This is a genomic window from Enterobacter chuandaensis, from assembly GCF_039718975.1.
In the GTDB taxonomy this organism is placed as follows: Bacteria; Pseudomonadota; Gammaproteobacteria; order Enterobacterales; family Enterobacteriaceae; genus Enterobacter; species Enterobacter chuandaensis.
In genome coordinates, this window is sequence record NZ_CP097173.1 from 4,656,702 (window position 1) to 4,664,824 (window position 8,123).

The following is an 8,123-nucleotide window of genomic DNA, read 5'->3' on the forward strand; positions in this document are numbered from 1 at the left end:
TTTATCAGGCTTTAACCCGCTTAATATAATCCCCAAACGCCGTCAGCTGGCCAGACAGATGGTCACGCGTGCTCTGATCCACCACTTCACCCGTCTGCGGGTCGACCTTGTTCTGAATCACGCCACCCATAAATTCCGGCTTGTTCATCACCATCGCATCCAGGAACACCAGGATCTGACGCAGGTGATACTGGCAGCGCGCACCACCAATCGCGCCCATTGAGCTGGTCTGGATCAGCACCGGTTTGCCGGACAGCGGCTGCTCCGGTAAACGGGATAACCAGTCGATGGCGTTCTTCAGGCCGCCCGGAACCGAGTAGTTATACTCCGGCGTGACAATGACTACACCGTCAGCCTGGCGGATCTGCTCGGCTATCGCCTCCACGCTCTGCGGGAACCCTTCGTCCTGCTGGACATCCGCATCATACAGCGGGATATCGCCAATCGACGGCAGGGCGCTAATCTCCATACCTGCCGGTGCCAGCTGTGGCAACGTGCGGGCCACCATCCCGTTAAATGAACCTTTGCGCAGGCTTCCCAGTAACGTAACAACTTTCAACGTATCAGACATGATTACTCCTGTTTCATCATGATGACCCTGAATGGATCAGCTAAGGATGTATGCTTTTTCTGCCGGTAAACTGGTTAACCGCATCAGACGCGCGGCGGGCGCGTTGGCGCGCTCGGGCACATCCGGAAGGCTACTCCATCCATCTTTACTGTCAAATTCCCAGATCTTCAACCGTTCGATGGCGGGGCTCACCGCAACAGACCATATCAACACGTCTTCTGCATCGCTGAGCGCCTCTACAAGCGTGGCTTGAGCGGCACGCAGGCGTCCGGAGCCTGGCAGCAATTGCAACAGACTGGCGTCGTCTGAGGCGCACCCGCAGAGCTTGCGGATGCTCTGACGCAGGGTGATGAGCTGCGCTCTGGCCTCGACGGGATCGTTCTGGTTGCGTACCCACAGCTTTTCATTGCTGGAGAGCGGGTAGTCATCGTGCGGGCTTGCGCCATGGAACCCTCGCGTCGCACGCTGAAGCTCCATATCCAGCCCGCAATCCCCTTCGGTGGTCAGCGCCACGCCAATGATATTGCCCGTATAGGCAATGGAAAATCGCGGGAGATCCGGGTCGGCAAAGACCGGGCGGCCCTCGGGCTGAGTGATAATCTCCGGCAGTTCGCTGGTGCCGTACAGCATAAACAGCAGTTCTGCGAGAAGTGCTCTGGACGCTAAAAACCGCGTCCTGCGGTGTTCGGGAAGTTTGAGTGCCTCACTGTGACAGGCTGAAGAGAGTCTGGCCGATACGAGACGTCCGTCTGTAAGTATCCCTCTTGCAAAGTGCGTTGCCATTTTTCGCTCCTTGATAATGGTCGTAATCGGTTAAACGGTTACATGATTATCGCTTAACTTGCCTCCTGTTTTAATCAGTAAATGGGAGTAAGAGAAGCCTGAGGACCGAACTTTACATTTTCTTAGGCAAAAATTGGATCGCTGCCACCGTACAACGCCTTGATGGTCTCCCGCAGCCAGAGGATTTTCGGGTTATGGCTGTTCCGTTTATGCCAGATCAGCGTGAAGGGAACGGTCAGCTTTTCAGACTGGGCTTCGTCAATGGGAATAGGAAGCGCAATCAGCTTCCGCTGGTGGAGTTGATTATAGTGATGGCAGTAGTGCGGTGCGGTGGCGATATAGTGATGACCGGGTTGCGCCGCCATAAACATCGCCTGTTCGAAGCCCGGCAGGCTCATGGCGACAGTGCGCTCACGTCCCATCTCCTTGAGGACTTCATCAAGTGCCCAGGTGTCGCTGCGTTCCCAGAAGATACTGATATGGGGATAGCGCAGGAATGTCTCCAGGTTCCACTCCTCCTGCAAAGCGGGATGGTCTTCGCGCAGATAGACGCAGGGGCGGTCGCTAAACAGGATTTCGTAGTCGATAAACCACGGCATCAGCTTCAGCAGCTCGCGGGAACGCGGATGCGTTTCGCGTCCGGTAAAACCGAGATCGACCTCTCCGCGGGTAATGGCGTCCAGCGAGTCGTAATCCCAGTGACGCATCTTCACCGTCGCCTGCGGATAGCGCTGATTCACCTGCTCCAGCAGGGTATTAAACCGGATCAGCATCAGCGGCGTTTCTGCCGCGAGTTCGAAGTTCAGACCGCCGGGCGAATCATGGTGGAATTTGTCGAGGATCTGGTTGCCAATCTGCATCCAGTCGGCCAGATCCTGCTCCAGGCTGACCGTCAGCGGCGTGGGCAGCAGCCCTAACGGCGTTTTGACAAACAGCGGGTCGTCAAACCAGTCGCGCAGCTTGGCCAGCGATTTACTCACCGCCGACGGCGTCACGTTCATACGCTTCGCGGCTTTGGTGACGCTGCGCTCCTGCAGCAAAAGCTGCAGGCAAAGCAACAGGTTAAGATCGAGACTGCTGATGGGCTTCTTCATACTGTGCCGCGGGCTGGATGACCATAAGTAAGGTGATGCAGACTATGCTACAGCCAATCAGAATCCCGATCAGCATATTGAGAGCGTTAAGTCCGATGACCGCCGCCAGCCATATCCACAGAGACGAGCCGCAGACCTGAGCAATACCCAGCACCGAGCTTGCCACGCCTGCCCGCAGCGAGAAGGGACCGAGTGCCTGACTCATCGCCACGCCAAAGCCAACCGAGAACCCGGCGCAGATAAGAGTAATGCCCACCAACATTATTGCGTGTGAACTGGTGGCTGCCAGGATTACGCCTGCGGCGAGGAACTGCACCTGGGACGTCAACATCAGCGTGCGCTGGCGGAAGAGATTCAGCGCAAAGGGGGTCGAGAACGAGACCGCCATGCTAACCATGGCGGTTAAGGCCATCACGGTAGAATACTCACCGCGATCGAAGCCCATGGTCTCCATCAATAAAACCGGGGAAACGTTTACATACGTCAGGATCACCGCCACGCTTAGCGTGGTCACGGCCAGACGGCTGAGGAAAAAGCGGTTAAGCAGCTTCTCTGCCGGATGAATGGTCGCGGTATGGTTGGGGTGCTGCGAGCCCGGGTGGGTCTCTTTCAGCACGGCGATTGACAGGATAAACACCAGCGCACCCATGGCAGACATGGTCCAGAACAGGCTCTGCCACGGGAATTTCAGCATGATCAGATACCCCACAACCGGTGCCAGCACCGGAATGATGCAGGTTATCCCGTTCAGCATGGAGAGCACTTTGGCACGGCGCTGGGCGCTTAAGGTGTCGCGCAAAATGGCAAACGCCACCACGTAGCAGCCGCCTGCACCAATTCCCTGGACGAAGCGTCCTGACAGGAACAATGTGCTTTCCTGCGCGACCGAACACAGTATTGATGCCAGCGCGAAGACAATTGCACCGGTAATGGCGACGGGCTGACGGCCAGCCTTATCCGCGATCTTCCCGGCAAAGACCATCGACGACGCCATTCCTGCGAGGTAGGCCGAAAACGCGATGTGCAGCTGCGCTTCGCTGGCATCCAGATCGCGGGCGATGTGCGGTAATCCCACCAGATACATATCAATGCCGGACGGATAAAGCAGAACTAATGCGAAACTACAAAACAGAAAACGCGCCATAAACCCCCCATAGATGCAGGCATGCAGAATAGGGGGTGAAAAGGGATTAGGCGAGTTGCCATTTGGACAATGGTGATTTCCTGAGAGGAAATCACCATGAATTAGCGGAAACTATTTACCAATACAGAAGCTCGAGAAAATCCTGCCCAGCAGATCGTCCGACGTAAACTCTCCGGTGATCTCGCTTAGATTCTGCTGCGCCAGGCGCAGCTCTTCCGCCAGAAGTTCACCCGCCCACGCGCCAATCAGTTGCGCTTTGCCCTGGTCAAGATGGCGTGCCGCCTCTTCCAGCGCCTGCAGGTGGCGACGACGCGCCAGGAAGCCGCCTTCCATGCTGGTATCAAAGCCCATGCTCTGCTTGAGGTGGTTACGCAGATCGTCCACGCCTTCACCGGTACGCGCCGACAGGCGAATCAGTGAGTGACCATTCACATCGCTGATACCCAGCGTTTCGCCGGTAACGTCTGCTTTGTTACGCACCACGGTTATCGGCAGCTTAGCCGGCAGACGGGCAATAAAGTCTGGCCAGATCTCCGCCGGGTCAACGGCGTCGGTCGTGGTGCCGTCCACCATAAACAGCACGCGGTCGGCCTGCTCGATCTCCTGCCAGGCGCGTTCTATCCCGATGCGCTCAACTTCGTCGCTCGCATCGCGCAGACCGGCGGTGTCGATAATGTGCAGCGGCATCCCGTCGATGTGGATATGCTCGCGCAGCACGTCGCGGGTGGTGCCGGCTATGTCGGTGACGATCGCCGCTTCACGGCCCGCAAGGGCGTTCAGCAGGCTCGATTTCCCGGCGTTCGGGCGACCAGCAATGACGACCTTCATCCCTTCACGCAGCAGGCTTCCCTGACGCGCTTCGGCGCGAACGGCATCGAGATCGTTCATCACCTGGTTGAGCTGGGCTTCGATTTTGCCGTCAGAAAGGAAGTCGATCTCCTCATCCGGGAAGTCGATAGCCGCTTCCACGTAGATCCTGAGGTGAGTAAGTGCTTCCACAAGGTGATTCACGCGCGCGGAAAACGCGCCCTGCAACGAGTTCAGGGCGGAGCGAGCCGCCTGTTCCGAACTGGCGTCGATCAGGTCTGCAATCGCTTCGGCCTGCGCCAGGTCGAGCTTGTCGTTGAGGAAAGCACGCTCGGAGAACTCGCCCGGCTTCGCAATGCGCAGGCCGGGCAGGGTCAGAATACGTTTTAACAGCAGGTCGAGGATGACCGGGCCGCCGTGGCCCTGCAGCTCCAGCACGTCTTCGCCGGTGAAGGAGTTCGGGCCGGGGAACCACAGCGCAATGCCCTGGTCCAGCGGCGTGCCGTCGGCATCTTTAAACGGCAGGTAATCAGCGTAGCGCGGCTTTGGCAGTTTACCCAGCACCGCTTCGGCCACCTCGCGCGCCTTCAGGCCGGAGATACGCAGAATGCCTACACCACCGCGTCCCGGTGGGGTTGCCTGGGCGACGATAGTGTCGTTATGGCTCATGGTTGCTCTCGTTCAATACAAATAAAAAAGGCGGTCAATCGACCGCCCTTATTTTAGCGTTAACTTACCGAATCAGGACTTTTTCTTTTCGCGGCTATGCAGGCCACGTTTTTCCAGACCACGGTAAATCAGCTGCTGCTGGATGATGGTCACCAGGTTGCTGACGATATAGTACAGCACCAGACCTGACGGGAACCACAGGAAGAACACGGTGAAGATAACCGGCATAAAGGTCATGATCTTCTGCTGCATCGGGTCGGTCACGGTGGTCGGCGACATCTTCTGGATGAAGAACATCGTCACGCCCATCAGGATCGGCAGGATGTAGTACGGGTCTTGTGCGGACAGGTCATGGATCCACAGGGCGAACGGCGCGTGGCGCAGCTCAACGGAACCCATCAGCATGTAGTACAGCGCAAGGAAGATTGGCATCTGAATCAGCAGCGGGAAGCAACCACCCAGTGGGTTCACTTTCTCTGCTTTATACAGGGCCATCATCTCCTGGCTCTGACGCTGTTTGTCATCGCCCAGACGCTCACGCATCGCCTGAATCTTCGGCTGCAGCATGCGCATCTTCGCCATGGAGGTGTACTGCGCTTTGGTCAGCGGGTACATGATGCCACGCACGATGAAGGTGATAACGATGATGGAAAAGCCCCAGTTACCCAGGAAGCTGTGGATGAACTTCAGCAGCTTAAACAGCGGCTGAGAGATGAACCACAACCAGCCGTAATCAACGGTCAGATCCAGGTGCGGTGCAACGGCAGCCATTTTATCCTGGATTTCCGGGCCGACCCACAGGGTGCTTGCCAGGTTACCGGTTTGACCCGGCTGAACCAGAACCGGCTGAGATTTGTAGCCGATAGCGGCAAGACCGTTACCCAGGTTCGCGGTATAGAAGTTGTTGGTACCGTCGTTATTTGGGATCCATGCAGTCGCGAAATACTGCTGCAGCATTGCTACCCAACCGCCTTTGGAGCTGACATTCAGGTTTTCGTTATCGGCAATGGTGTCGAATTTGTATTTCTCATACTTCGCGTCAGGCGTGGAGTACGCCGCGCCACGGAAGGTATGCAGCGCAAAGTTGCTGCTTCCGGTGTCACGGTGAGACGGCAGATTGATGGACTGCTTCAGCTGACCAAAGGTAGACAGTTCCAGCGGTTTCGCGCCGGTATTCTGTACGCTGTAGCCCACGTTCACCGCATACTCACCGCGTTTCAGGGTGAAGGTTTTGGTGAAGGTGTTGCCTGCCGCGTCGGTGTAGGTCATCGGGATAGCGATTTCGTTCTGACCGTCAGCCAGTACGAAAGTATCTTTCTCGACGTTGTACAGTGGACGCGCACCGTTAGCCGGGTTATCCGGGCCATCACGACCGGTCAGGCCGCTCTGCGCCTGGTAGATAAACTCAGGCGTGGTTTCCAGTAACTGGAACGGTTCGGTAGACTTCAGCTCTTTCGGGTAGGTCAACAGCAGCGCCTGCTCAACATCACCACCACGGGTGTTGATAGTCAGCTCAAGCACATCGGTCTTAACCGTAATCTGTTTCCCCTGGCCACTGGCCGGTACGCCCTGATCGGCGGCGCTACCCGTTGCGGTGGTCGTAGTCTGCGTGGTCTGCTGCTGGGGTTGAGGATTTTTATCCTGCTCCCATGCCTGCCAGATCATGAAAGACACGAACAACAAAGCGATGATAAGAAGATTGCGTTGCGAATCCATCGTTAGTGTTCTCTGGTATCAAAGGGTCCTGGGGGGACGGGGTCGTCTCCACCGGGGTGTAAAGGGTGGCATTTTAATACGCGTTTCACCGTCAACCAACTGCCTTTTATCACTCCAAACCTGCGCAATGCCTCAATTCCGTAGCTTGAGCATGTTGGTGTGAAACGGCAGTGCGGCCCGAGTAGCGGACTAATCAGGCGTTGATAGACCCGAATGAGGGCTATCAGGACCCGTGAGCCAGGCGACAGTGGCGGCGCCATAATTTTTCCAACGCTTCCGAGAGAGCACGGTTATCGAGGTCGGCAACCCCTTTTTTAGCCACCACCACGAAATCCATTGAAGGCAGTTCGTGCTGACGTAAACGGAAGCTTTCACGCGTCAGACGTTTAATCCGGTTGCGTTCATGCGCTCGCTTAACGTTTTTCTTAGCGACTGTGAGACCGATGCGGGGATGCCCCAGCGAATTTTGGCGGCCGAGGATGGTGATTTGCGGCGTGCCAGCCCGTTGTGGCTGCTGGAAGACGAAAGTGAAATGAGTGGGAGTTAACAAACGTAACTCCCTGGGAAATGCTAGCTTAACCACTCAGGGGTTAGCTTTATTACTTGGAAACGGTCAGACGAGCGCGGCCTTTAGCACGACGACGTGCCAGAACCTGACGACCATTTTTAGTAGCCATACGAGCACGGAAGCCGTGAGAACGGTTGCGCTTCAGTACAGACGGTTGAAAAGTGCGTTTCATGGCGATTTCTACCTAAACTTGAAAAAATTCATGACTTTTGCGGATGCCCGACCGAGTTTCGAATGACGGACGCCGAAGCCGTGGGTGATTAAAGAGGCCGGATTGTAATAATTGTACACTCCGGAGTCAATTCTCTTTCCTTATTTCCCGCGTATTTCCGCACGATTTCGCGTGGAAAATGAGCAACGGACGACGCAGGAAGATGAGCATCACGCGCCGGGTCGAGGATTATACGGCCTCGCCAACAAAGCGCAAGGATCGTCCCGGATCTTCGTTAGATCATTTAAGCAATAAATTGTCGCTGCTCATTAAATTTTCCAATATGCGGGCTAAATCGCGGGGCACTCGCGCCAGGATCGTTTACACTTACCCGGTTTCGGATCTTCCTGTGGATAAATCGGGAAGAATCTGTGAGAAACAGAAGATCTCTGGCTCAGTTTACGCTATGATCCGCGGTCCCGATCGGGATCCCAGGATCCTGGTCAGGATAAATTGCAGATAGCAATTCGCACGTCCCCCTTTACACAGGGTCATGTCGATGTGCGCCAACAATCATGAATATTCAATAGTTTTCTTTTATTGTTCGAGTGGAGTCCGCC

9 protein-coding genes are annotated in these 8,123 nt (G+C 56.0%); all 9 read right to left on the bottom strand.

The genetic code is table 11. The annotated features are described in order from the left end of the window. Positions 1 to 4: 4 nt before the first annotated feature. The 9 genes from MX657_RS22345 to rpmH all read right to left on the bottom strand — a co-directional run bounded on the left by MX657_RS22345 (position 5) and on the right by rpmH (position 7,524). Positions 5 to 571, bottom strand: coding sequence for an NADPH-dependent FMN reductase (locus MX657_RS22345; RefSeq protein WP_080329747.1), 567 nt, complete (start codon positions 569 to 571; stop codon positions 5 to 7). A gap of 36 nt (positions 572 to 607) precedes the next feature. Beyond that, positions 608 to 1,354, bottom strand: coding sequence for a 4'-phosphopantetheinyl transferase family protein (locus MX657_RS22350; protein ID WP_119916706.1), 747 nt, complete (start codon positions 1,352 to 1,354; stop codon positions 608 to 610). Positions 1,355 to 1,476: 122 nt separating this feature from the next. After that, a complete protein-coding gene (yidZ, locus tag MX657_RS22355) occupies positions 1,477 to 2,448 on the bottom strand; it encodes an HTH-type transcriptional regulator YidZ (RefSeq protein ID WP_080329749.1) in 972 nt (323 codons plus the stop codon). Beyond that, on the bottom strand, positions 2,417 to 3,592 hold the full coding sequence (locus MX657_RS22360; RefSeq protein ID WP_119916707.1) for an MFS transporter: 1,176 nt from the start codon (positions 3,590 to 3,592) through the stop codon (positions 2,417 to 2,419). The genes yidZ and MX657_RS22360 overlap by 32 nt, the downstream gene beginning before the upstream one ends. A 111-nt stretch (positions 3,593 to 3,703) precedes the next feature. Continuing rightward, on the bottom strand, positions 3,704 to 5,068 hold the full coding sequence (mnmE, locus tag MX657_RS22365; protein WP_048961460.1) for a tRNA uridine-5-carboxymethylaminomethyl(34) synthesis GTPase MnmE: 1,365 nt from the start codon (positions 5,066 to 5,068) through the stop codon (positions 3,704 to 3,706). Positions 5,069 to 5,140: 72 nt separating this feature from the next. Continuing rightward, the gene (yidC, locus tag MX657_RS22370; protein ID WP_119916708.1) at positions 5,141 to 6,784 is read right to left on the bottom strand and encodes a membrane protein insertase YidC; all 1,644 of its coding nucleotides are present in this window, start codon (positions 6,782 to 6,784) and stop codon (positions 5,141 to 5,143) included. Between the two features lie 2 nt (positions 6,785 to 6,786). Then, positions 6,787 to 7,044, bottom strand: a complete 258-nt coding sequence (gene yidD, locus MX657_RS22375; RefSeq protein ID WP_001307474.1) for a membrane protein insertion efficiency factor YidD — start codon at positions 7,042 to 7,044, stop codon at positions 6,787 to 6,789. Further along, positions 7,008 to 7,367, bottom strand: a complete 360-nt coding sequence (rnpA, locus tag MX657_RS22380) for a ribonuclease P protein component (protein ID WP_014072458.1) — start codon at positions 7,365 to 7,367, stop codon at positions 7,008 to 7,010. The genes yidD and rnpA overlap by 37 nt, the downstream gene beginning before the upstream one ends. Positions 7,368 to 7,383: 16 nt before the next feature. Next, positions 7,384 to 7,524: a 50S ribosomal protein L34 gene (gene rpmH, locus MX657_RS22385; RefSeq protein WP_000831330.1), complete on the bottom strand. Its 141-nt coding sequence runs from the start codon at positions 7,522 to 7,524 to the stop codon at positions 7,384 to 7,386. Positions 7,525 to 8,123 lie beyond the last annotated feature (599 nt).